The following is a 22,383-nucleotide window of genomic DNA, read 5'->3' on the forward strand; positions in this document are numbered from 1 at the left end:
TGATCATGAAGTTGATCTGTTATGGCACATGCCTACCTCGCGGTAACATTGCGCCGTGCAGACGGACATCCTCGGCGAGCCGTACACCCAGCGCGTCATCGAGCTGCCCGACGACGACCAGGGCCGGGTCGTCGCCACCCTGGTCAGCCGGAAGGCGCCCGGCACCACGACGCGCGCGGTGCTCTACGTGCACGGTTTCAACGACTACTTCTTCCAGACGCACCTGGCCGACTTCTTCGTCGCCCGCGGCTACGACTTCTACGCGCTGGACCTGCGCAAGTACGGCCGCAGCCTGCTCACGCACCAGACGCCGAACTTCACCCGCAGCATGGCGGAGTACTTCCCCGAGCTGGACGAGGCGGCCCGCATCATCCGCGAGGACGAGGGCCACGACATGCTGGTGGTCGCCGCCCACTCCACCGGCGGCCTGATCACCGCGCTGTGGGCCGACGCCCGCGCCGACGCGAACCTGGTCGACGGCCTGCTGCTCAACAGCCCGTTCTTCGACATCAACGCCCCCTGGTTCATGCGCCGCCCGGCCGTCTCGGCGGTCGGTTCCCTCGCCCAGCGCGCCCCCTACCGGGTGATCCCGCTGAAGATGCCCGGCCTGTACGGCCGCAGCCTGCACCGCGACCACGACGGCGAGTGGGACTACCGCGTCGACTGGAAGCCGGTGATCGGCTTCCCGGTCCGCGTGGCCTGGCTGAACGCCATCCGCAGCGGCCAGCGCCGCCTGCACCGCGGCCTGGACCTCAAGGTCCCCGTCTTCGTCGGCTGCTCGACCGCCTCCTACCGCCAGCGCGTCTGGTCCGAGCAGGCCCACGACGCCGACGCCGTCCTCAACGTGGACCACATCGTGCGCTGGGCCCCCGCCGTCGGCCGCCACCTCACCCTGGTCCGCGTAGACGGCGGCAAACACGACCTCACCCTCTCCCGCCAACCGGCCCGCGACCAGTTCTTCACCGAGTCCGACCGCTGGCTCACCACCTACCTCCGCTAGCCCCCGGCCCCCGCCCGACACCCCGTTGATCATGAACTTAAGTCAGTGTTCGGCGGCGTGTCGGTGCCCTAGGATCGTGGTCAACTTCCGCCGGGTAGCCGATCACACCGGCGGTCCCGCACGGTAGCCTTCAAGTCGCGCGCTCGTAGCTCAGCTGGATAGAGCAGGGGCCTTCTAATCCTCAGGTCGCAGGTTCGAGTCCTGCCGGGCGCACCATTCTGTAAGTCGGCTGTACGGCGCCCCGCGCGTCCGCGCCGCCGGGCGTCGCGGTGTGCGCACATCGTGGTCGGCGCAGGAATCCTGTCGGGAGCGACGGGGGTCAGTGGTAGCTTCCGGCGGTGACCTACCCCTCGCCAGACCAGAACCCTCAGCCGTACCAGGACCCGCTCGCACCGCCGCCGGTCACGCCGTCCTACCCGTCGGCTGACCCGTACGCGCAGCCCGCGTCCCCGTACGCCGCGCCCGCCGACCCGTACGCCCCGGTCCCGCCGCAGCCGCAGTACGGCACGACCCCGCCGCCCCCGCCCTACGGCGCGCCGCAGTCGACCCCGCCGTACCAGGCCCCCCAGTCCTCCCCGCCTTACGGCACGCCGCAGTCCTCCCCGCCCTACGGTGCCCCGCAGTCCTCTCCGCCCTACGGCACCCCCGCCTACGGCACCCCGCCTACCGGCTACGGCGTGCCGTACCAGCAGGCCCCGGGCGCGGGCGGCACCAACGGCTTCGCCATCGCCTCGCTGGTCCTCGGCATCCTGGGCGGCATCCTGCTCAGCGTCATCTTCGGCCTCGTGGCGCTGTCCCAGATCAAGAAGCGCAACCAGACCGGCCGCGGCATGGCCATCGCCGGCCTGGTCATCAGCGGACTGTGGCTGGCCGGCATCTGCACCGTCGTGGGCCTGGCGATCGCGCTCGACGACACCCCGAGCACGGGCAGCCCGACCAGCAACTCGACCGCCGGCGACGACACCTCGGTGCACTCGCTGAAGATCGGCGACTGCCTGAACTCGCTCGAGGACGACGACGAGATCGAGTCGCTGCCGGTGGTCGCCTGCTCGACCCCGCACGACGGCGAGGTGTACGCCGAGTTCCGGCTCACCGGCTCCACGTACCCCGGCCTGGACGCGATCCAGAAGGAGGCCGAGGAGCGCTGCGGCAAGCTGCTGGAAAGCTACGCGCCGAAGGCGGCCGACGACGCGTCGGTGGACACCTACTTCCTCTACCCGACCGACGAGAGCTGGCGGCTCAAGTCGGACCGCCTGGTGACCTGCGTGGCGAGCTTCGATCCGCCGCGCACCGGCTCCATCAAGGGCTGACCGCGTGCGATGCGAAGCTCCCCACCGCGGGGGCTTCGCATCGCGAAGAAGGCATCAGGAAAGGAACAGGCGCGCGTTCGCGAGCAGGCGGCGCATCGGGCCGGCCGCCACGGCGGGCGCGTTGCGCGGGATGCCGTCCGGGTCGCGAGGCGGCATCGGGATGTGCCGGGCGGCCGCGACCCCTGCGTCGACGGCGGCCAGCGCCGTGTCCGGCACCGACCACAGCGCCGGTTCCAGGTGCAGCGTGACGCCGTCGTATCCGATGAGCCGCCGCGCCCCGTCGGGCCAGGCCAGCAGCGCCGCGCACTCGCGGTAGCGGACCGTGATCCGGGAGCCGGGCCGGGTGATGCCGACCGCGTCCGGCCCGATGACCAGCCGCGCGGCGGCCGCGTCCCGCGGCGCGTACCGGTGGCCGGCGACCTCGGCCGGCGACGACGTCGGGGCGGGCGCGAACCCGGCCGGAGCTGCCGCGGTGCCCCGGGGCACCTGCAGCAGTGTCGTCCCGGCGGCCTCGGCGGCGACCGCGTGCACCTGCTCGTCGGTGACCGCGGCCAGCTCCGCGCGCAGCTCGTCCACGGGCAGGTGACGCTGCCCGGTGAGCAGGTTGAGGGCGTGGCCGGGCAGGCGGGTCGCCTCGATCTCCGGGTGGTTCAAATTCTCCAGAGCCTTGGTGCGTACGGCCGTGACGCTGCGCGCATCCAGCTCACCTCGCCGCATCCGGGCCAGCACCTCGGTGAACCCGCCGAGCACCGCGTCCTGCTTCTCCGGCAGCGCGTCGGCGTACGCGGTCACCGTCGCGTACCCGTCGCCGCGCGGCTCGTACGACGACGAGGCCGTGTACGAGTGCCCGCCCTCCTGGCGCAGGTCGCGATACAGCTCCCGTTCCAGCACGCCGGAGTAGACGCTCGCGGCGGTGCTGCGCCGGACGACCGCGCTGGCGAGCACGCCGGTGCCGTCTCCGGGGTAGTACGCGGGCAGCCGCGGCAGCACGGCCGCGGCCGGCGGCACCGGCCGGCGCGCGCCCTCGGGCAGCCGCAGCCGCAGCCCGGCGGGCACGTCCGCGCCCGCGATCCAGAGCACCGCATTCTGCCTGGTGAACCAGCGGGCGGCCCAGCGTCGCAGGTCGTCGGGGCCGAGCCGGGCCAGCCCCCACTCGGGGCAGCCGGGCAGGCCGTAGCCCTGCGCGCCGTAGCGCCGCAGCGGCAGGCCGGGCAGCGGGCCCCGGGTGCGGCTCTCGGTGCGCAGGATCTCCTTCTCCGTCTCCAGCCGGTACATCGGCAGGCCGGACAGGGCCGCGCAGACCCGGCCGAGGAAGTCCACCACGTCGGACTCGCTGCCGCGCAGGTGGAAGTGCGTGTAGACGGACGAGGTCTCACCGTTGTAGTGGTGGTCGGACAGCCCGCTGTCGTGCAGCGCCAGGTGCTCCACCAGGTGGGTGACGCCGTGTTCGGCCAGCGTCTCGTCGGCCTGGCCGACCCGGAACATGAGCCCCGCGCTCATCGCGCCGGCGGACGGCGCGATGAGCGCGGGCACACCGTCGACCTCGGTGGTACGCAGCACGGCTCAGTGGGCCCGCGGGGCGGGCCGGCCGGGCGTCCACGTCGGGGCCGCAACGGTGATCGTCACGCGGGGAATCCTAGTGACCGGTGCCGCTGCGCGATGCCCCGTGGCCCACGGCCTGGGACGTCAGAGGTTGACCAGCATCTTGCCGGTGTTGTCGCCGCGCAGCAGGCCCAGGAAAGCCTCCGGCGCGTTCTCCAGCCCGGCCACGAAGGTCTCCGGCGCCTTGATCCGGCCCTCGGCGTACCAGCCGCCGACCTCGCGGATCAGGTCCGGCATGCGGTCGTCGTGGTCGCTGACGATGAAGCCGCGCAGGGTGAGCCGCTTGCCGATCAGCATCATCATGTTGTTCGGGCCCGGCACGGGCTCGTTGTAGCCGGCGATCGCGCCGCAGATCGCCATCCGGGCGCCCACGTTGGCGCGGTTGATGGCAGCGGTCAGGTGGTCGCCGCCGACGTTGTCGAAGTACACGTCGACGCCGCCGGGCGCGGCCTGCTTGAGCTGCCCGCTCAGGTCGCCGTCGCGGTAGTTGAAGGCGGCGTCGAAGCCCAGCTCCTCGGTCAGGTAGGCCACCTTGGCGGCGCTGCCCGCGCTGCCGACCACCCGGCCCGCGCCCTTGAGCTTGGCGAGCTGCCCGGCCAGGCTGCCGACCGCGCCCGCCGCCCCGGACACGAACACGGTGTCGCCCGGCTTCATCGCGGCGATGTCGAGCAGCCCCACGTACGCGGTCAGGCCCGGCATGCCGAGCACGCCGAGGAACGCGCTCGGCGGCGCGACGGGCTCCAGGCGCCGGAACCGCCGCGCCTCGCCGACCACCCAGTCGCGCCAGCCGTAGCCGTGCAGCACCAGGTCACCGGGCTTGAGGTCGGGCGAGGCCGACTCGACGACCTCGCCGACGGCGCCGCCGTCGAGCGCCGCGCCGACCTGGAACGGCGGCACGTACGACTTGACGTCGTTCATCCGCCCGCGCATGTACGGGTCGACCGACATGACGAGGTTGCGTACCTTCACCTGCCCCTCGGCGGGGGCGGGCACGTCGACCTCGACGAGTCGGAAGTTGTCCGGGGTGGGCACGCCCTGCGGGCGGGACGCCAGGTGGATCTCACGTCCGGTGGTCACGTCGTCTCCTTGTCCTCGGCGGCCGAGTGGGCCGCCTGGGTGATCATGCGCAGCGTGTCGCGCAGGTCGGCGAGCTTGTCGGCGGGCACGCCGGTGGCCTCGGCGATGGCCCGCGGGATGCCGGCGGCCTGCGTGCGCAGCGCGTCGCCGGCGGCGGTGAGGCTGATCAGGACCGAGCGCTCGTCGCGCGGGTCGCGGGCCCGGGTCACCAGCCCGGCCGCCTCCAGCCGCTTGAGCAGCGGCGACAGCGTGCCCGAGTCGAGCTCCAGCGACGTGCCCAGCGCCTTGACCGAGGTGTCCCCCCGCTCCCACAGCACCAGCATGACCAGGTACTGCGGGTACGTCAGGCCGAGCCGGTCCAGCACCGGCCGGTAGAGCGCGGTCAGCGCGCGGCTGGCCGCGTACAGCGCGAAGCAGACCTGCTTACGCAGGTCGAGGTCGGTCTCGTCGGGCACGCGGGCGGTCATGCTCTCAGCGAAGCACGAGTTGCACGTCGATGTTGCCGCGGGTCGCGTTCGAGTACGGGCAGACCTGGTGCGCGGCCTCGACGAGCTGCCGCGCGGTGTCGGCGGGCAGGCCCGGCATGGTGATCTCCAGGGTCACCGCGAGCCCGAACCCGGCTCCGGCCCGGCCGATGCCGACCTGTGCCGTCACCTCGGTGTCGCCCGGCTCGACCTTCGCCCGCCGCGCCACCACGCGCAGCGCGGAGTGGAAGCACGCGGCGTAGCCCGCGGCGAAGAGCTGCTCAGGGTTGGTCGCGCCGCCGGCGCCGCCCAGCTCGACGGGGGTCGCCACGGCGGTCTCCAGCAGCCCGTCCGAGCTGCGCACCTTGCCGTCACGGCCGTCACCGGTCGCGGTCGCCACCGCTGTGTAGAGAGGAGTCATGCCCCCGACGCTAACCGCAATTTAAGTTGTACACAATTAAAACGCCTGCGATCAGAATCACCGCCCCGAACCAGCCCGAGCACCGGAGCGGCCGGTGCGACGATGAGCCGGTGAACCATTTAGCGAAGATTTGAAGTTCGCGTCATGGCTTTGCGCGTGCAATTGCGGAAGAATCCCGCCCGTGGATGTCCCCATCGGCACGGCGCTGGCCGGGCGATACGTGCTGACCAGGCCACTCGCCCGGGGCGGAGTCTCCACTGTGTACCAGGCGGTGGACGCCGCCAAGGGCGCCCGGCTCGCGGTCAAGGTGGTCGACAGCCACTACTCCCGCCTGATCCGGCACGAGGCGGCGATGACCGACCGGCTGCGCCACCCGCACGTGCCCAAGGTGATCGACGTGGGCGTGGAGACCGGCCCGGACGGCCGCGACTTCGGCTTCCTCGCGCTGGAGCTGCTCAGCGGCGAGGCGCTGATGGACGTGCTGGCCGACGGCCCGCTGCCCTGGACCGGCGCCGTCCGGGTCGCGGCCACCGCGGCGGACGTGCTCGCCGTCGCGCACCGCCGCGGCGTCGTGCACCGCGACCTGACCCCGGGCAACGTCATGCTGACCACCAAGGGCCCGAAGGTGGTCGACTTCGGCCTCGCCGAGCTGATCGGCACCGGCACGCCGACCTTCGCCAGCCCCGCCGACGACGTGTACGCCCTCGGCGCGCTGCTCTACACGTCGCTGACCGGCAAGTCGCCGTACGCCGGGCCGCGGCGCAGCCCGCAGGAGACCGCGGCGCTGCGCCACCTCGCGCCCACGCCGGTGCTCGGTGTGCCGGGGCTGCCGCAGGCCGTCTCGGACCTGTGCCGCGCCTGTATGGACAAGAACTCCTCGGCGCGGCCCAGCGCCCGCGAGGCCGCCCTGCGGCTGTGGACCATCGCGGGCAACGCCATGCACTAGGCCGAGCACGGCTGGCAGGCAGTCATCGTTCGTTGACGTGGGTCGCTCTATTCGTCACCACGGATCGATGCTGAGGCGTGGTCCGGCGAAGCTGCCCGCGAGCTATGCACTTTCACTGCTCACGACGACGATGCTCATCGCCGTGGTACTGCTGTCGCCGCTGCTGCTCGAAGCCGCGACGAAGATGATGTCCGGCGACTGGGCTCTGCTCAGCGATGTCGGCCAGACCTACGGCGCGGCGTCCGCGATCCTCTCCTCGTTCACGCTGATCGGCATCGTGCTGTCCATCGCCGTCAGCTTGCGGCAGGCCCGCGTCGGCCAGCAGGATGCCGCGCGCTCCATGCAGTTCGAGCTGATGAAACTGCAACTGGACGACCCGACCCTGAGCTCGTCGCTGCCGCCGGACGCGAGCGGGGAGGACATAGCCGCCTGGCGGCGCTCCATCTACCGCAACATGACTTTCATGTATCTCCGATCCAGCTACTTCACCGAGGACATCTCACCCGATGCGCTTCGGCTGCAGGCAGGGCTCATCTTTCGCAATCCCGACGCGCGCGCGTGGTGGCCGCAGGCGCGGCCGGCTTACACAGCCGGCAGCAGGTTGCGAATGGAGCGGAGATTCGTGCAGATCGTCGATGAACAATGGCGAGCGGCCACGGCGGAGGAGGGTGGACCGGGCTCGCCGGCTACGAAGATGAACGAGCCGGCACCACCACCCGCCAGGGGCGACGATGCCGGCCGAGAAGCCGATCTAGGCTAGATCGAACTCACCGGCCTTCACACCCTCGATGAGGGCCTGAAACGACTCCGGCGACAGCACGATGTGCTGCAGCGGATCCGTGGAGTCGCGCAAACCGACGGCCCCCGGGAACACGGCGACCTCCACACACGTCACCGAGTCGCAGCGGCTGCTCTTTCGCCAGGTCGCTGCCTGAACTGATGTCATCTTCACTCCGAAGATCAACAGTAATGGCGGAACTGCCCACACATCCGCGTGCTGGCAGATTGGACAGCGTCCAGGTTAAACTCAAGTCACTGAATGGTGGCAGGCAGCCCTAGTCGATTGGCCAGGTCGCACGCTGCCACATGGTTGATCAACCGCGTCGTGAAGGTGGGCCGGTCAGGTGAGCCCCAGGACGAATCCAGCAGTCGCCCGGCTTCGCCTGCGAAACGCCCTTCGATCGGCGCGCGACTCCTCGGATCTCACCCAGAACCAGGTGGCGGATTCCCTGGACTGGTCCCTGTCGAAGATCATTCGGATCGAGAACGGCTCCGTCGGCATGACGGTCACCGACGTCAAGGCCCTGCTGCAGCTTTACGGCATCCAGGATCCGTCTGAGGTGTCGCAGATGGTGTCGCTCGCGAAAGCCGCCCGGCAGCGCCCGTGGTGGAAGGAGGCGGGCGCCGACGCTCCCAAGCTCTCGACCTACATCGGGCTGGAGGATGGTGCCGCCGAGCTGCGCTTCTACCAGCTCCTGGTGATTCCCGGCCTGCTTCAGACCGCCGGTTACGCAAGATCTGTCCTGCTCGCCGGTCATGTGACCAGCGCTGACAACGCGGACAGCATCATCGCGATCCGCATGCGCCGGCAGCAGGAGGTGCTTGATCGCCCTGACCCGCCACAGATCCACGTGGTCCTCGACGAGGGGACGCTCTACCGCACGAACGGCAACGCACACATCCAGCGAGAGCAGCTCCGGCACCTGGTGCGACTAGGCCGCCGAAGCAACATCCACATCCAGGTGCTGCCGTTCCGTGCGGGGCTCCACGTGCTGGAACCCGCGTTCGTCGTGATGTCGTTCCCCTATGGGCCGGAGTTCGACGTCGTCTACCTGGAGTTCAGCAACTACAGCCCGACGGCGCAGGACCTAGGCGAGGTCCTGGAGCGTGACGAGCTCGTGACGCCATACCGTGATGCCTTCGCCCGGCTGACCCAGGCCGCGCTGAGTGAAGAGGATTCGCTGACCTTCCTCACCCGCGTCGCCGACGAACTCGACGAGTAGGCGACCACCGCCACCGCGCCGCGCCCAGACCCCTACTCGGTGCGGATCACCGTGAACGCCTCGGCGAGCCGGCCGGGCAGGCCGAGCGACTCGGCGAGCCCGCTGAGCCGCTCGCGCAGCATGCTGTCCAGCTCGGGCAGGTGCGCGGTCTGCGAGACGTGCGCGCGCAGCGCGGCGAGCTTGCGGTCGAACGTGTCGGTGATGTCGACGGCGTGGTCCGGGTCGGGGCCGCCGGAGTACCAGATCTCCCGCACCGTCCAGGCGGCCAGCCCGGCCGCGCCCAGATCGGGGTGGGCGAACTGGTTGCGCGCGTCCGGGTAGACCGCGCAGGTGACCGCCTCGCCGACGGCCAGGTGGTCGGGGTGGCTCGGCCCGGCGAGGCGATCCCAGCGGCGCAGCGGCGCGCTGGTCAGGATGCGGTCGGGCCGCGCCCGGCGGATCGCCGCGACCAGCTCCTTGCGCAGCGCCAGGCTGGGCGTGACCGAGCCGTCCGCGTACCCCTCCAGGAAGTCGACCTGCTTGACCCCGACGGCGGCCGCGGCGGCCCGCTGCTCGGCTTCCCGCAGGGCGGGCATGCGGTCGCGCGGAGTCTCGTCGAAGCCGCCCGCGTCACCGCGCGTGACCAGCAGGTATGACACCTCGATGCCCTGGTCGACCCACTGTGCCACGGTGCCCGCGGCGCCGAAGTCGACGTCGTCGGGGTGGGCGAACACGCACAGCACGCGCTCGACGTCGGGGCAGGGCGCGGCGGAGGGCGGGAAGCTCATGCGGCCGAGCATATGCCGCCGGCGGATACGGTCAGGCGCTGCCGCGGGGCGCGGCAACGCCTGGTCGCGAGGGGCCGCCCACTCAGGCGGCGCGTTCCCAGCCGGACCGGCCGCCACCGGGGACGAGCCGGGAGGGGTGCATGTTCGACGGGTGCGGCACGCCGCGGGTGGGGCGGTGCGGGATGTCGAGGTGGCCGAGGCGGGACTCGACGAGCACCCGGCGCAGGTAGCGCTCCACCCCGCGGGACAGCCACCAGTCGTCGCTGACGAACAGCTGGGTGGGGTGCCCGTGGTAGTCGGCCCACAGCTCCAGCCGGCGCGGCCTGCGGCGGGAGCTGACCAGGGTGAGCACGGTGAGACCGCTGAGCACCACGATGGCGGCGACGATGCCGGCCGGGCGCAGCAGCGGCGCGAACGCTCCGAGCAGAACCAGCCCGGCGGCGGCCATGGCGCCGGCCCGGCGCGTCAGCGGGTCGTGGCCGGCCTGTCGGGTGTGGACGTTCTCCAGGGCGCTGAGGGTGAAGTGCCGCCCGCCGACTTGGAAGCAGGTCGACGAGAAGTGCAGTCCGGGGCGGATGGTCATGATCATCTGTTCTGGTGGCCGATCCGACGCCCGTGTAGGCTTCATAGAAGTCTCCCAACTGCTTGTACGCGGGCTCGGCTGGTGGTTGATGCCCGCAGGTGGCGACGCCTGGCATGTGGTGGACCTGAGGCCGGTATCCGGTGGCCGCCGGATGCCGGTCTTCTCTCGCTGTCGAGCCGCCGGTGAGCTGGTGCGCTTCAGGATGTCCGGCCGCCTCGTGACCTCAGTGTGACCGAGGACAGCAATCGTTGTGAAGTCCCTCAATCCGCCACCTGGCAGGTTGGCACGTTCCAGAACCTAATGTGCGTTCAGGAATCACTCGATGTGACGGAACTTTTCCCGCAAGCCAGAGCAGTTCGGGCACTTCGGTCAACGCGCACTTGGGGCTCGCCGGATCCGCGGATACGGTTGCCGGCACTGGACCGGTTGTCCGCCGCCCACCCCCGGGTGGCACCGGACCAGCGCCGCCGAGTCGCCGAGCGATCGGGACGATCGATGTCGTCCGGAGCGCCGCGAGCCGGGGACCCACCACCACTGGGGTGAATCCGCAGTCACCATGTGTGACCGCGGTAGGGCGCCCTTCGCCCGAACCCGTCAGCTAACTCGGTAGGCGGCCACGGAGAAGGGCCACCCATACCTTGTCATCCCCCCATGGCAGGGGCTGGCGCGCTGCCGCGCGCCTGCTCGCCCCCGCCGGTGCACTGATCATCGGGCTGCTGGCCACCGCGGCCCCCGCCCACGCCGAGCCCAGCGCCGCCGAACTCCGCAAGCAGATCACGGCGAAGTCGACGCAGCTGGAGAAGATCGTCGAGCAGTACAACAAGCTGAACAGCCAGCTCAAGCAGACCCGCGCCGAGGTCGCCCAGCTCGAACGTGATCTCGGGCCGCTGGAGGTCAGGGCCGACGCCGCACAGCAGAACGTCGCCCGCATCGCCGCGACTGCCTACCGGACGGGCGCCTTCCGAGGCTGGAACGCACTGCTGGACAAGTCTGCCGACGGCGAGCTGCTGGCCCGCCTGAGCACCCTGCACCAGCTCGCCGCCAGCCAGCAGGAGCAGCTGGACGAGGCGCACCGCGCCGCGGGCGACCGGTTCGCGGCCAAGGCCGCCCTCGACACCCGGCTGCAGGAGCAGGCCACCCGGGTCAAGGCGCTGTCCACCCAGCGCAAGGCCGTCGAGAAGGATCTGGACAAGCTGAAGGCCATGCGCCGGGCGGCCGGCCTCACCGACGAGGCGACCTCCACCTACACCGGCGCGGTGCCCGCCTACGCGGGCAAGGCCGGGATCGCGGTGAAGTTCGCGTACAGCGCGCTGGGCAAGCCGTACATCTGGGCCGCCGACGGTCCCGAGGGATACGACTGCTCGGGCCTGACCCTGGCCGCCTGGCGCGCCGCCGGGGTGAGCCTCTACCACCAGGCGGCGACGCAGTGGCGCGAGGTGACCCACATCAAACGGTCCCAGCTCGCGCCGGGCGACCTCGTCTTCTACTCCGGCCTGGGGCACGTCGCGCTCTACGTCGGCAGCGGCAAGGTCATCCACGCGCCGACGACCGGCGAAGTGGTCAAGGTCGCCAGCGTCGACATGATGACGCCGTACGGCTACGGCCGCGTGAAGCTCTGACCGCAGACGAAAGGCCCCTCCCGGGTGCTGGCGGATTCTAGGGGTCGTTGCAACACGTGGTTGGTTGTCTAGGCCGCGAGCAGTGTACGCAGGCGCTCGGCTGGGGTTTCCCAGCCGAGCGTTTTGCGTGGTCGGCCGTTGAGTTCGACGGCGACGGCGTCGAGGTGGTCACGGCTGTGGACGGATAGATCGGTTCCCTTGGGGAAGTACTGCCGCAGCAGGCCGTTGGTGTTCTCGTTCGAGCCGCGCTGCCATGGGCTGCCCGGATCGCAGAAGTAGACCGGAATGTCGGTGGCCACGCTGAAGGCGTGGTGGGCGGCCATTTCGGATCCCTGGTCCCAGGTGAGGGAGCGGACCAGGTGGGCCGGTAGGGCTTGCACTGTCGCCTGGAGGGCGTCGCGCATGTGTTCGGCGCTGCGGCCGGTGGGCAGGTGGACGAGCATGACGTAGCGGGTGGAGCGTTCGACGAGCGTTCCGATGGCCGAACCGCCGTCCTTGCCGATGATCAGATCGCCTTCCCAATGGCCGGGCACGGCACGGTCCTCGACCTCGGCCGGCCGCTCGCTGATCATGACCATGGGGTGCGTGAACCGTGGCTGGCGGCTGGCCGCCTGCCGGTGCGGCTTGCGACGGGCACGGCCGGTGCGCAGCGCACGGGTGAGTTCGCGGCGTAGCTCGCCTCGGCCCTGAACGTAGAGGGCCTGGTAGATCGTCTCGTGGACCACGTGCATCTCCGGCCGCGCGGGGAATCGTCTGCGCAGAGCCTGACAGATCTGTTCCGGGCTCCACCGTTTGTCCAGGTGATCCTGGATGAAGTCCCGCAGGGCGGCATTCTCTCCGATCTTGCCGGGCTTGGGGCGTGGTCGGCGGCCGTCGGCCCGGGCCTGAGCGGCATACGGTCGGTACTGGCCGTTACCCGGATGCCGATTACGGCGGATCTCCCGGCTGATGGTGGACGGGCTGCGGCCGAGCTCTGCGGCTATCGCCCGCACCGAGGCCTTGTCCCGCAGCCGGTCGGCGATGTGGAGACGATCAGCCTCCTGCAGATACCTCGACGACGCTCCGGGCGCCCGCTCTGCCTGAGCGGGCGCCCGGAGCCGGTTGGGGGCCATCCGGCCGTTGCGCCACTCGCGTCCGGTCCGTTCATGAACACCGACGCGTCGGGACGCCTCCCTGTTGCCATAGCCCTGCTGCACGAGCCGGAAGTATTCCTCCCGTTCAGCACGCAGCTTCTTCGGCCCCTGCGCCGTACGGTCAGTACGGATCTTGAAGTCCATCGCACCCCTTGAACTGGGGTGTTGCGACAACCACCAGAACTCAAGGCTCCGGGAGGGGCCTTTCGCCGTGTACGGGACGCGTGCGGGATCAGACGGACTGCAGGCCTTCGGCACGGGCCAGCTCGCGCAGCCGGCCCAGCGCCTGGATCTCCAGCTGCCGGATGCGCTCGCGGGACAGCGAGAAGCGCGACGCCACCTCGGTCAGCGAGTGCTCCCGGCCGTCCTCCAGGCCGTAGCGCGCCCGCATGATGCCCGCGGAGCGGTCGTCGAGGTGGTTGAGCAGGCCCTCGATCCGCTGCCGCTCCAGCGCCGAGAGCACGATCTCCTCCGGGCTGGGCGTGTCGCGGTCGGCGACCAGGTCACCCAGGTTGGTGTCGCCGTCGTCGCCCACCGGGGTGTCGAGCGAGACGGTGTCCTGCGACCAGCGGATCAGCTCGGTCACCCGCTCGACGGTCACGCCCAGCGCGGTCGCGATCTGCTCCGGCTCCGGCTCGCTGCCCAGCTCACGGGTGAGCTGGCGGGCGACGTTGCGCATCCGGTTGACGTCCTCGACCAGGTGGACGGGCAGCCGCACGGTCCGCTCCTGCTGGGCGATGGCGCGGCTGATCGCCTGCCGGATCCACCAGGTGGCGTACGTGGAGAACTTGTAGCCCTTCACGTAGTCGAACTTCTCGACGGCGCGCACCAGGCCGGTGTTGCCCTCCTGGATCAGGTCGAGCATCGGCATGCCCGAGCGCACGTAGCGCCGCGCGATCGAGACCACCAGGCGCAGGTTCGCCCGGATGAACAGGTCCTTGGCGCGCTCGCCCTCGGCCACCAGCTTCTCGAGCTCGTCGCGCTTGAGGCCGCGCTTGAGCTTGTCGCCCTCCAGCAGGTGCTCGGCGTAGAGGCCGGCTTCGATCGCCTTCGAGAGGTCGACCTCCTGCGCGGCATCCAGCAGCGGGGTACGTGAGATCTCGTGCAGGTATACACCGACGAGGTCGCGCTCCTCAGCCACCTGGTCGGTGCGCAGCATGGTCATGTTCTCCACGTTCGGGTCCCTCCCACGTAATCGCCGCAGGGCCTTGCGGTACTGACACCTTCACAACAGATGACGCCTGCGAATGATTCCGCGTTGCCCATCGAAACTGTCACGAAAAGCTGTGAACTCGCTGATACCGACATACCGACTCGCTGGACGCGCGCCTATCGGTCCGCAATGCCCCATTTATGACACCATGCAGCGCCGCCCGGACACAGCGATCCACCTCACTACAACGCTGTGACCTGCGTCGCCATTTCTTGTGACGTTCGAACGGGCACGCTATTGCACGGTTCCACACCAGCCGCACCTGATCGCATGACCCGCATACCCCGATGAGTGAAACCCACACCCATTCGGCCACCAAAAGCCCACGATCGGACCACCCCAATAGCGCCGTGAGCGCCCAAGATTGCTGTTTCGTGTCAAGATCTGCGGTGTAGCCGCAGGTTCTGACACGAGACGGCGATCTTGCGCAGCCGCGCGGAGTCAGTCGGCCAGCGAGGCGATCGCGTCGCGGATGCGGTTGCCGTGGCCGGCCAGGGCGCCCCGGGCGGCGGCGACCTCGCGCCCGGCGAGCAGGGCGACCAGGGCGGCGCGCAGGTCGCCGCCGGCCGCGTCGAGCGTGCGGCGGCACTCGTCCTCATCGTGGCCGGTCGCCTCGACGAGGATGTTCAGCATGCGGCCGCGCAGCTTCGCGTTGGTCGGCACCATGTCGATCATGAAGTTGGAGAACACCCGGCCCAGGCGCACCATGACCGCCGTGGAGAAGGCGTTCAGCAGCAGCTTCTGCGCGGTGGCGGCCTTCATCCGGGTGGAGCCCGTGACGACCTCGGGGCCGGTGTCCACGCCGATGAAGACGTCGACCCAGGCCGCCGCGGCGGCGTGCGGGTCGGCGGCGATCAGGCCGGTGCGGCAGCCCAGCTCGCCCGCGGCACGCAGCGCGCCGAGCACGTACGGCGTGCGCCCGCTCGCGGCCAGGCCGATCACCACGTCGCCGGTGCGCACGCAGCGGGCGATCTCGTCGGCGCCCGCCTCGGTGTCGTCCTCGGCGTCCTCGACCGCCGCCAGCAGCGCGCCGGGGCCGCCCGCGATGTGCGCGCAGAACCAGCTGCGCGGGGCGTTGAAGGTGGGCGGCAGCTCGGCCGCGTCGACCACGCCCAGCCGGCCGGAGGTGCCCGCGCCGACGTAGTGCACGCGGTTGCCGCGCTGCAGCGCCTCGACCGCGTCCTCGACCGCGACGGCCAGCGGGTCCAGCACGGCGCTGACCGCGTCGGCGACGGTCCGGTCGGCGTCGTTGATCACCTGCAGGATCTGCCGGGTGTCGAGCATGTCGAGGTCGGCGCTGGGTGCGTACCGCTGTTCGGTCGGGGCGCTCACGCGCACCGAGGCGGTGGGCAGCTCAGGCATCGCCGGACCGGCGGCGCGAGGTGCCGACGCGACGCCCGCGCACCGCCTCGGCGGTGACCTCGAGCGCCTTGCGGGCCTTGGTGCGGGTGCGCGCGGCGACGGCCACGAACAGGCAGTCGACCACGGTGAGCTGCGCTAGGCGGCTGGCCATGGCACCCGAGCGGTACGTCGTCTCGCGCGCGGCGGTGGTCAGCACGAAGTCGGCGACGTCGCAGATCGGCGAGCGCGGGAAGTTGGTCAGCGCGACGGTCGTGGCGCCCCCGGCCTTGGCCCGCTCCAGCACGTCGATGGTGTCGGCGGTGGTGCCGGTGTGCGAGATGCCGAGCGCCACGTCGCCGGGGCCGAGCAGGGCCGCCGAGGTGAGTGAGGTGTGCAGGTCGGGCCAGTAGTACGCCACGCGGCCGATGCGGTGCAGCTTCGCCTGGAAGTCCGCGGCGACGAAGCCGCTGGCGCCGGCCCCGAACACCTCGACTCGGGAGGCCTTGACCAGCGCGTCCGCGATCTTGTCGCAGACCTCGGGGTCGAGCTGCTCCGCCGTCTCCTCGACGGCGCGGGCGTCGTTGAAGGCGATGGTGGCGATGATCTGTGCCATGTCCGCGCCGGGCGGGATGTCGCCGCCGACGACCCGGGAGTCGGCCGGCTCGACCCGGCGCGCGGCCTCGGCGGCGAGCCGGATGCGCAGCTGGGGGTAGCCGGACATGCCGATCGAGCGGCAGAACCGGATGACCGTCGCCTCGGAGGTCTCCGCGGCGGCGGACAGGTCGGTGATGGTGCGGCGAGCCGAGGCGGCCGGGTCGGCGAGCACGAGCCGCGCGACGCGCTGCTCCGCCGGGGAGAGCGCGGGCAGCAGGCCGTTGATCTGAACGATCAGCCCGGCCGGCTCCTGTGCGGCGCGCGCGGCGTCGCTCTCCTCAGAAACTTTCGACTTCTTCGCCACGCTTGAAACTTACTTTCACGACTGCCCGGCGTCAACTGCCAAACCGTGTTCGATGCCCGGCCAGACGGCCGCCCAAACGGCCTGAGCGACGGTGTCGGGATCGCCGGTGCCGTCGACATGTACCGCATCCGACAGTACGTCTTTGTAGGCGGCATGGCCCACGTTCAGATATTCGATGTCCTCGTGGTCGTCGCCGCGCTGCTCGATCCGGTCGTAGGCCAGGGCAGGCGGGACGTCGAGAAAGATGATGACAGCCGGGCGGGGGAAGGGGGCATAAGCCGCGCGTACCAAGCGCTCGAGCCGGTCGCCGCCGCCGTGTGCCCGAATGCTCACCAGCTGGCAGGGCGTGTAGCGGTCCATCACCGCGATGCGGCCGGTCAGCCGGGCCGCCACCAGCGAGCGGGCGATGGCCAGCCAGCGCAGCACCGCCTCGATCAGCAGCAGCCCACGGCGGCCGACCAGGGCGATCGCGTCCGGCCGGCCCAGCCGGCGCGCGACACGCCCGAGGAAGCGCCGGCCGCCCGGATTCGGGCCGTACCGGGCGCTGATGCCGGCCGCGCACAGCGCCGCGGCCAGGCGTACCGCCTGGGTCGTCTTGCCCGAGCCGTCGATGCCGACCAGAGCGATCACCGACGCGCTCGTGCCTGCCATGCACCAGACGCTACCCTGCACCCGCCACAGGGTGATCCACAGTGCGGTCACGGACACGCTGTGCGATGGTCCGTGCAACTTCCATGACGCAATGGCATCTTCGGCTACCCCGGAGGCGCTCCCATGGCAGAAGTGCACCATTTCGCGTACGGCTGGTTCAACCCGGTCGCCGCGTACCTGATGGCGTTCATCGGCTCCCTGCTCGGCCTGGTCTGCACGGCCCGCGCCCGGCGCGCCCCGACGGGCGGGCGGCGGGCGCGCTGGCTGATCATCGCGTCGCTGTCGATCGGCGGCACCGGCATCTGGTTCATGCACTTCATGGCGATCATCGGCTTCGACGTGCCGGACAGCCCGGTCCGCTACGACGCGGTGGTCACGTTCATCAGCCTCGCGCTCGCCGTCGCCACCGTGGGCATCGGGCTGTTCATCGCCGGGCAGGGCCCCCGGTCGGCGCTGCGCGTCGTCGCGGGCGGCGGGTTCACCGGCCTCGGCATGGTCGCGATGCACTACACCGGCATGGCCGGGATGCGGGTGGCCGGCGACGTCGGCTACGACCTCGGCCTGGTCGGCGCGTCCGTGCTGATCGCCGTGGTCGCGGCGACGGTCGCGCTGTGGTTCACCGTGACGGTGTCGGGCAGGCGCGCCATCACCGCCGCCGCCGCCGTGATGGGCGTCGCCGTGTGCGGCATGCACTACACCGCGATGGCGGCGGTCCGGATCACGCTGCGCACCGACGGCGACGGCGAGGTCTCCGGGCTCAGCCCGTTCGTGCTCATCGTGCCCATCGTGGTGCTGTCGGCGCTGTGCCTGATCGGTGTGATGTTCAGCGCACTGCAGGCCATGATGCAGGAGGAGTTCGACGGCACCGGAGTGGCCCGGCCCGGGCCGCACGCCGCCAATGCCGCCCTGGTCATCCCTGATCCGCGCGGCACCGACGACGAAATGGCACCGGTCAATCCACCGTTCAGCCTGGCCCGTGCGCTGGCCGACCGCAACAGTGCCAGGGTGCCGCACTGAGGCTCGGCTCCACATCGGAGGGACGACGCGGGCTGCGCCGATCGGATATAAACACCGGCATGGACGCGACCGCGCCGGCGTATCTCATGACCATGCCCCTGCACGCCATCACCGAGGTGCTCGGCGAGCAGGGGCTGCGCGACCGGTTCGCCCTGGAGATCGAGCGGCTGCCCGAGGCCGACCGCGCCGTGCTGGCCGAGGCCCTGGAGCTGGCCGCGCGGCTGCACGCCGAGCAGCGGCGGGTACGCGAGCCGTACCTGAACCACCTGCTGCGGGTCACCATCCGGATCATCCACTACTACCGGATCACCGACCGGGACGTGCTGGTCGCCGCCCTGCTCCACGACTCGGTCGAGGACCAGCCGTGGGGCATCACCGGCCAGACCCACCGCAGCGGTCCGCCGCCGCGCGAGCAGGCCCTCGCGGTGCTCGCCGAGCGGTTCAGCCCCCGGGTCGCCTCGCTGGTCGCCGCGGTCACCAACCCGGAGTACGACCTCGACCGCGACAAGGACGAGCAGTACCGGGCGCACGTGGTCGAGTCGCTGGACGTGGACCCGTGGGCGCGGGTCATCAAGGTCTCCGACTTCACCGACAACGGCGTGGGCGTCATCCACACCATCGGGCCGAAGGTACGCCGGGCCGCGACGAAGTACTCGCCGCTCGTGCCCGCCCTGCGCGAGCTGGTCGCGCGGGCGGACACGCCGCTTATCGGCGAGGTCAAGGCGCACATCTTCGCCCAGTTCGACCTCGCCGAGAAGCGGTTCGCGGCGATCCTCGGCCAGTAGGAGAGGTCAGAAGTCCTCGTCGAGGGTGACCGTGCCGGGCACCGCCACCTGGTACGCCGTCACCCGGCGCTCGAAGAAGTTGGCCAGCTCCTGCACGTCCTGCAGCGCCATGAACGGGAACGGGTTCGCCGCGCCGAACCGGGCGGGCAGCCCGAGCCGGGCCAGCCGCTGGTCGGCGACGTACTGCAGGTACTGCCGCATGTCGGCCAGGGTCATGCCGGGCAGCCCGGCCCCGCACAGGTCCTCGGCGAAGGCCAGCTCGGCGTCGACGGCCTCCTCCATCATCCGGGTGACCGCCTTGCCCATGTCCTCGTCGAACAGCTCCGGCTCCTCGGCCCGCACCGTGTCGACCACCGCGAACGCGAAGTCCATGTGCATGGACTCGTCACGGAAGACCCAGTTGGTGCCCGCGGCCAGCCCGTCCAGCAGGCCGCGCGAGCGCAGCCAGTACACGTACGCGAAGGCGCCGTAGAAGAACAGGCCCTCGATGCAGGCGGCGAAGCAGATCAGGTTGAGCAGGAAGCGGCGGCGCTCGTCGGCGGTGTGCAGCGCGGGCAGGTCGAACACCGAGTCGATCCACTGGAAGCAGAAGTTCGCCTTGCGGGCGATCGACGGGATGTTCTCCACCGCCGCGAACGCCTTCGCCCGCTCCTCGTCGTCGGGCAGGTAGGTGTCCAGCAGGGTCAGGTAGAACTGCACGTGCACCGCCTCCTCGAACAGCTGGCGGCTCAGGTAGAGCCGGGCCTCCGGGGCGTTGATGTGGCGGTAGAGGTTCAGCACCAGGTTGTTGGCCACGATGGTGTCGCCGGTGGCGAAGAACGCGACCAGGCGGTTCACCAGGTGCCGCTCGCCCTCGGACAGCCCGGCCAGGTCGGGCAGGTCGCTGCCGAGGTCCACCTCCTCGACGGTCCAGGTGTTGCGGATGGCGGCGCGGTAGCGCTCGTAGAAGTCCGGGTAGCGCATCGGCCGCAGGGTCAGGTCGAGGCCCGCGTCGAGCAGCATCTTCTTCGGGGTGGTCACTGGCATGCCTCGCAGATCTCCGGGTTCTCCAGGTTCAGGTCGATCAGGCTGCTCGCGGTGCGCAGCGGCTGCGCGGGCGCGGGAGCCGCCGCCTTGCGCACCGTGGTCTGCGCGATCGCGGTGGCGGGGCGGGAGCGCAGGTAGTAGGTGGTCTTCAGGCCCTTGCGCCAGGCGTAGGCGTACATCGAGGACAGCTTGCCGATCTCCGGGGCCGCCATGAACAGGTTCAGCGACTGCGACTGGTCGATGTACGGCATGCGCGCCGCGGCCAGGTCGATCAGCGCCCGCTGCGGCAGCTCCCACGCGGTGCGGAAGCGCCGCCGCAGCTCCGCCGGGATCTCCTCGATGCCCGCCACCGAGCCCTCGGCCGCCAGCACCCGGTCGCGCACCGCCGGCGTCCACAGGCCCCGCGCCTTCAGCTCCTCCACCAGGTAGCGGTTGACCTGGAGGAACTCGCCGGACAGGGTCTCGCGCTTGAACACGTTGGCCACCGGCGGCTCGATGCACTCGGCGCTGCCCGCGATCGAGGCGATGGTCGCGGTCGGCGCGATCGCGATCAGCAGCGAGTTGCGCAGCCCGGTGCGGGCCACCTTCGCGTGCAGCTCGTCCCACGCCCAGGGCCGGGTGGACACCGCGTCCGGGAAGTGGTCGGCGTGCAGCACCCCGCGCGCGGCGCGGGTGTCCCCGTACGACGGGTGCACCCCCAGCTCGACGGCCAGGTCGGCGCTGGCGTCGTACGCGGCCAGCGCGATCTCCTCCGCGATCCGGGTGGACAGGGCCAGCGCCTCGGGCGAGTCGAAGTCCAGGCCGAGCGCGAAGAACACGTCGGCCAGGCCCATCACGCCCAGGCCGACCGGCCGCCACCGGTTGTTGGCCCCGGCCGCCTCGCCGGTCGGGTAGTAGGACAGGTCGATGGAGCGGTCCAGCATCCGCACCGCGACGCGCACGGTGTCGCCCAGCGCGGCGAAGTCCACCCCGTCCGGGCCCAGGTGCGCGGCGAGGTTGATCGAGCCCAGGTTGCACACGGCGGTCTCGCCGTCGCTGGTGACCTCCAGGATCTCGGTGCACAGGTTGGACAGGTGCACCGTGTTGCCGGGCACGGCGGTCTGGTTGCAGGTCCGGTTGGCCGCGTCCTTGAACGTCATCCAGCCGTTGCCGGTCTGCGCCAGGGTGCGCATCATGCGGCCGTACAGCTCCCGGGCCGGGACGGTGCGCACCGCGCGCCCGGCGGCCTCGGCGGCCCGGTAGGCCCGGTCGAAGTCGTCGCCCCACAGGTCGACCAGCTCGGGCACGTCCTTCGGGTCGAACAGCGACCAGGCCGTGTCCGCCTCCACCCGGCGCATGAACTCGTCCGGGACCCAGTTGGCCAGGTGCAGGTTGTGGGTGCGCCGGCTCTCCTCGCCGGTCGAGTCGCGCAGCTGGAGGAACTCGTCGAGGTCGGCATGCCAGGTCTCCAGGTAGACGCACGCCGCGCCCTTACGTCGGCCGCCCTGGTTGACCGCGGCCACGCTGGCGTCCAGCGTGCGCAGCCACGGCACGATGCCGTTGGACAGGCCGTTGGTGCCGCGGATCAGCGAGCCGCGGGACCGGATCCGGCTCCACGACACCCCGATGCCCCCCGCGTACTTGGACAGCCGGGCCGCCTGGGCGTAGCGCTCGTAGATCGACTCCAGCTCGTCGCGCGGCGAGTCGAGCAGGAAGCAGCTGCTCAGCTGCGGGCGCCGGGCCCCGGCGTTGAACAGCGTCGGCGAGCTGGGCAGGTACGCCAGGCGGCTGAGCTTCGCGTACACCCGTGCGACCGCGGCCGTGCTGCCCGGCAGGCGGCGCCCGGCGGTGCCCGCGTCGCCGACCTCGCCCATCAGCCCGCAGGACACCCGCAGCAGGAAGTGCTGCGGCGTCTCCAGCACCTTGCGGGTCACCGGGTGGCGCAGCAGGTAGCGGTCGTAGACGGTGCGCAGCCCGAAGTACTCGAAGCGGTCGTCGGCGGCCGGGTCGACGAGCTCCCCCAGCTCGTCCGCGTGCGCCGCGACGAACGCGGCAAGGTCGTCGGCGAGCAGCCCCGCCTCGTGCCCGGCCCGCACCGAGCCGGCGAAGTCGTGCACGCCCTGGGTGGCGGCCTCCTCCGCGACGTGCACGGCGAGCAGCCGCGCGGCGAGGCGGCTGTATCCGGGCTCCTGCACCACCAGCGCGGCGGCGGTCTCGACGGCGCGCAGCCGCAGGTCGGCCTCGGTCGCTCCGGGCCAGATCCCGGCCGCCACCGGGTCGAGCACCGCGCGGTGGTCCACGTCAGGCAGTCCCCGCGCGGCCTCGGCGAGCAGCGCCCCCAGCGCCGTGATGAGCGTCGTCGCGTCCTCGGGCGGCGTGCCCGGCCCGCCGGACCCGGACGTGCCGGTGGCGGTCGTGTTGCGGAAGGTCGTGCTGGTCAAGCGTGCGCTCCCCCTCATCGAACGCGGGAGGGCACGCGAACAGCACT

22 protein-coding genes, 1 tRNA gene and 1 riboswitch are annotated in these 22,383 nt (G+C 71.1%); of the genes, 9 read left to right on the top strand and 14 right to left on the bottom strand.

Translation table 11 applies throughout. From position 1 onward, the window contains the following. Positions 1–55 precede the first annotated feature (55 nt). From CS0771_RS00805 to CS0771_RS00815, 3 genes are all read left to right on the top strand, one after another. A complete protein-coding gene (locus tag CS0771_RS00805) occupies positions 56–1,000 on the top strand; it encodes an alpha/beta hydrolase (RefSeq protein ID WP_212839333.1) in 945 nt (314 codons plus the stop codon). Between the two features lie 139 nt (positions 1,001–1,139). Further along, positions 1,140–1,216 (top strand) — tRNA-Arg (locus tag CS0771_RS00810). Between the two features lie 122 nt (positions 1,217–1,338). Further along, complete coding sequence (locus CS0771_RS00815) at positions 1,339–2,310, top strand: DUF4190 domain-containing protein (protein ID WP_212839334.1); 972 nt, start codon at positions 1,339–1,341, stop codon at positions 2,308–2,310. Positions 2,311–2,364: 54 nt separating this feature from the next. Here the strand turns inward: CS0771_RS00815 and CS0771_RS00820 are convergent, their stop codons facing one another. From CS0771_RS00820 to CS0771_RS00835, 4 genes are all read right to left on the bottom strand, one after another. Beyond that, the gene (locus CS0771_RS00820; RefSeq protein WP_212839335.1) at positions 2,365–3,870 is read right to left on the bottom strand and encodes a pitrilysin family protein; all 1,506 of its coding nucleotides are present in this window, start codon (positions 3,868–3,870) and stop codon (positions 2,365–2,367) included. Positions 3,871–3,996: 126 nt separating this feature from the next. Continuing rightward, entirely contained in the window at positions 3,997–4,989 is a 993-nt protein-coding gene (locus CS0771_RS00825; RefSeq protein ID WP_212839336.1) for an NADP-dependent oxidoreductase, read from the bottom strand. Further along, positions 4,986–5,456: a MarR family winged helix-turn-helix transcriptional regulator gene (locus CS0771_RS00830; protein ID WP_212839337.1), complete on the bottom strand. Its 471-nt coding sequence runs from the start codon at positions 5,454–5,456 to the stop codon at positions 4,986–4,988. Before CS0771_RS00830 ends, CS0771_RS00825 begins: the two co-directional genes overlap by 4 nt. A gap of 4 nt (positions 5,457–5,460) precedes the next feature. Next, positions 5,461–5,874 carry an organic hydroperoxide resistance protein gene (locus CS0771_RS00835; protein WP_212839338.1) on the bottom strand — a complete coding sequence of 138 codons (414 nt, stop codon included), beginning with the start codon at positions 5,872–5,874 and terminating at the stop codon, positions 5,461–5,463. A gap of 181 nt (positions 5,875–6,055) precedes the next feature. Here CS0771_RS00835 and CS0771_RS00840 point away from each other — a divergent pair, with 181 nt between their 5' ends. After that, positions 6,056–6,820 (top strand): serine/threonine-protein kinase, encoded by a 765-nt coding sequence (locus CS0771_RS00840; RefSeq protein WP_212839339.1) that lies wholly within the window; start codon positions 6,056–6,058, stop codon positions 6,818–6,820. Positions 6,821–6,887: 67 nt separating this feature from the next. Then, positions 6,888–7,580, top strand: coding sequence for a DUF6082 family protein (locus CS0771_RS00845; RefSeq protein WP_212839340.1), 693 nt, complete (start codon positions 6,888–6,890; stop codon positions 7,578–7,580). On the opposite strand, the gene CS0771_RS00850 is transcribed toward CS0771_RS00845, so the two are convergent. Next, positions 7,572–7,766: a DUF397 domain-containing protein gene (locus CS0771_RS00850; RefSeq protein WP_212839341.1), complete on the bottom strand. Its 195-nt coding sequence runs from the start codon at positions 7,764–7,766 to the stop codon at positions 7,572–7,574. The two genes, CS0771_RS00845 and CS0771_RS00850, sit on opposite strands and share 9 nt — an antisense overlap. Positions 7,767–7,944: 178 nt before the next feature. Here CS0771_RS00850 and CS0771_RS00855 point away from each other — a divergent pair, with 178 nt between their 5' ends. Continuing rightward, the gene (locus CS0771_RS00855) at positions 7,945–8,823 is read left to right on the top strand and encodes a helix-turn-helix transcriptional regulator (protein WP_212839342.1); all 879 of its coding nucleotides are present in this window, start codon (positions 7,945–7,947) and stop codon (positions 8,821–8,823) included. A gap of 32 nt (positions 8,824–8,855) precedes the next feature. Here the strand turns inward: CS0771_RS00855 and CS0771_RS00860 are convergent, their stop codons facing one another. Continuing rightward, positions 8,856–9,590, bottom strand: a complete 735-nt coding sequence (locus CS0771_RS00860) for a PIG-L deacetylase family protein (RefSeq protein WP_212839343.1) — start codon at positions 9,588–9,590, stop codon at positions 8,856–8,858. 82 nt (positions 9,591–9,672) lie between these two features. Next, entirely contained in the window at positions 9,673–10,173 is a 501-nt protein-coding gene (locus CS0771_RS00865; RefSeq protein ID WP_212839344.1) for a DUF6232 family protein, read from the bottom strand. Positions 10,174–10,662: 489 nt separating this feature from the next. Beyond that, positions 10,663–10,802, top strand: a riboswitch (cyclic di-AMP (ydaO/yuaA leader). Positions 10,803–10,811: 9 nt separating this feature from the next. Here CS0771_RS00865 and CS0771_RS00870 point away from each other — a divergent pair. Next, on the top strand, positions 10,812–11,792 hold the full coding sequence (locus tag CS0771_RS00870; protein ID WP_212839345.1) for a C40 family peptidase: 981 nt from the start codon (positions 10,812–10,814) through the stop codon (positions 11,790–11,792). Between the two features lie 68 nt (positions 11,793–11,860). On the opposite strand, the gene CS0771_RS00875 is transcribed toward CS0771_RS00870, so the two are convergent. The 5 genes from CS0771_RS00875 to CS0771_RS00895 all read right to left on the bottom strand — a co-directional run bounded on the left by CS0771_RS00875 (position 11,861) and on the right by CS0771_RS00895 (position 17,088). Next, positions 11,861–12,904, bottom strand: a complete 1,044-nt coding sequence (locus tag CS0771_RS00875; RefSeq protein WP_244871286.1) for an IS30 family transposase — start codon at positions 12,902–12,904, stop codon at positions 11,861–11,863. Between the two features lie 253 nt (positions 12,905–13,157). Further along, positions 13,158–14,090, bottom strand: coding sequence for an RNA polymerase sigma factor RpoD/SigA (locus tag CS0771_RS00880; RefSeq protein WP_212845539.1), 933 nt, complete (start codon positions 14,088–14,090; stop codon positions 13,158–13,160). A gap of 489 nt (positions 14,091–14,579) precedes the next feature. Continuing rightward, complete coding sequence (locus CS0771_RS00885; protein ID WP_212839346.1) at positions 14,580–15,500, bottom strand: N-acetylmuramic acid 6-phosphate etherase; 921 nt, start codon at positions 15,498–15,500, stop codon at positions 14,580–14,582. Further along, entirely contained in the window at positions 15,493–16,437 is a 945-nt protein-coding gene (locus tag CS0771_RS00890; RefSeq protein WP_212839347.1) for a MurR/RpiR family transcriptional regulator, read from the bottom strand. The genes CS0771_RS00885 and CS0771_RS00890 overlap by 8 nt, the downstream gene beginning before the upstream one ends. Positions 16,438–16,452: 15 nt before the next feature. Next, the gene (locus CS0771_RS00895) at positions 16,453–17,088 is read right to left on the bottom strand and encodes an AAA family ATPase (protein WP_212839348.1); all 636 of its coding nucleotides are present in this window, start codon (positions 17,086–17,088) and stop codon (positions 16,453–16,455) included. A gap of 123 nt (positions 17,089–17,211) precedes the next feature. On the opposite strand from CS0771_RS00895, the gene CS0771_RS00900 reads away from it, so the two are divergent. Both CS0771_RS00900 and CS0771_RS00905 read left to right on the top strand, forming a co-directional pair. Further along, positions 17,212–18,105: an MHYT domain-containing protein gene (locus tag CS0771_RS00900; RefSeq protein ID WP_212839349.1), complete on the top strand. Its 894-nt coding sequence runs from the start codon at positions 17,212–17,214 to the stop codon at positions 18,103–18,105. A gap of 59 nt (positions 18,106–18,164) precedes the next feature. After that, complete coding sequence (locus tag CS0771_RS00905; protein WP_244870528.1) at positions 18,165–18,890, top strand: HD domain-containing protein; 726 nt, start codon at positions 18,165–18,167, stop codon at positions 18,888–18,890. A gap of 6 nt (positions 18,891–18,896) precedes the next feature. Here CS0771_RS00905 and CS0771_RS00910 read toward each other — a convergent pair whose 3' ends face one another. Next, positions 18,897–19,916, bottom strand: a complete 1,020-nt coding sequence (locus CS0771_RS00910) for a ribonucleotide-diphosphate reductase subunit beta (RefSeq protein ID WP_212839350.1) — start codon at positions 19,914–19,916, stop codon at positions 18,897–18,899. Continuing rightward, complete coding sequence (locus CS0771_RS00915) at positions 19,907–22,354, bottom strand: ribonucleoside-diphosphate reductase subunit alpha (protein ID WP_212839351.1); 2,448 nt, start codon at positions 22,352–22,354, stop codon at positions 19,907–19,909. The genes CS0771_RS00910 and CS0771_RS00915 overlap by 10 nt, the downstream gene beginning before the upstream one ends. Between the last annotated feature and the right edge of the window lie 29 nt (positions 22,355–22,383).

The sequence above is a fragment of the Catellatospora sp. IY07-71 genome (assembly GCF_018326265.1).
Taxonomy (GTDB): Bacteria; Actinomycetota; Actinomycetes; order Mycobacteriales; family Micromonosporaceae; genus Catellatospora.

What these genes read in the sequence shown, in the direction of transcription:
- CS0771_RS00895 (WP_212839348.1), bottom strand. Translation starts at nt 17,088, where the DNA reads ATGGCAGGCACGAGCGCGTCGGTGATCGCTCTGGTCGGCATCGACGGC.
- CS0771_RS00880 (WP_212845539.1), bottom strand. Translation starts at nt 14,090, where the DNA reads ATGACCATGCTGCGCACCGACCAGGTGGCTGAGGAGCGCGACCTCGTC.
- CS0771_RS00860 (WP_212839343.1), bottom strand. Translation starts at nt 9,590, where the DNA reads ATGAGCTTCCCGCCCTCCGCCGCGCCCTGCCCCGACGTCGAGCGCGTG.
- CS0771_RS00850 (WP_212839341.1), bottom strand. Translation starts at nt 7,766, where the DNA reads ATGACATCAGTTCAGGCAGCGACCTGGCGAAAGAGCAGCCGCTGCGAC.
- CS0771_RS00915 (WP_212839351.1), bottom strand. Translation starts at nt 22,354, where the DNA reads ATGAGGGGGAGCGCACGCTTGACCAGCACGACCTTCCGCAACACGACC.
- CS0771_RS00865 (WP_212839344.1), bottom strand. Translation starts at nt 10,173, where the DNA reads ATGACCATCCGCCCCGGACTGCACTTCTCGTCGACCTGCTTCCAAGTC.
- CS0771_RS00835 (WP_212839338.1), bottom strand. Translation starts at nt 5,874, where the DNA reads ATGACTCCTCTCTACACAGCGGTGGCGACCGCGACCGGTGACGGCCGT.
- CS0771_RS00905 (WP_244870528.1), top strand. Translation starts at nt 18,165, where the DNA reads ATGGACGCGACCGCGCCGGCGTATCTCATGACCATGCCCCTGCACGCC.
- CS0771_RS00910 (WP_212839350.1), bottom strand. Translation starts at nt 19,916, where the DNA reads ATGCCAGTGACCACCCCGAAGAAGATGCTGCTCGACGCGGGCCTCGAC.
- CS0771_RS00900 (WP_212839349.1), top strand. Translation starts at nt 17,212, where the DNA reads ATGGCAGAAGTGCACCATTTCGCGTACGGCTGGTTCAACCCGGTCGCC.
- CS0771_RS00845 (WP_212839340.1), top strand. Translation starts at nt 6,888, where the DNA reads ATGCTGAGGCGTGGTCCGGCGAAGCTGCCCGCGAGCTATGCACTTTCA.
- CS0771_RS00885 (WP_212839346.1), bottom strand. Translation starts at nt 15,500, where the DNA reads ATGCCTGAGCTGCCCACCGCCTCGGTGCGCGTGAGCGCCCCGACCGAA.
- CS0771_RS00830 (WP_212839337.1), bottom strand. Translation starts at nt 5,456, where the DNA reads ATGACCGCCCGCGTGCCCGACGAGACCGACCTCGACCTGCGTAAGCAG.
- CS0771_RS00875 (WP_244871286.1), bottom strand. Translation starts at nt 12,904, where the DNA reads ATGGCCCCCAACCGGCTCCGGGCGCCCGCTCAGGCAGAGCGGGCGCCC.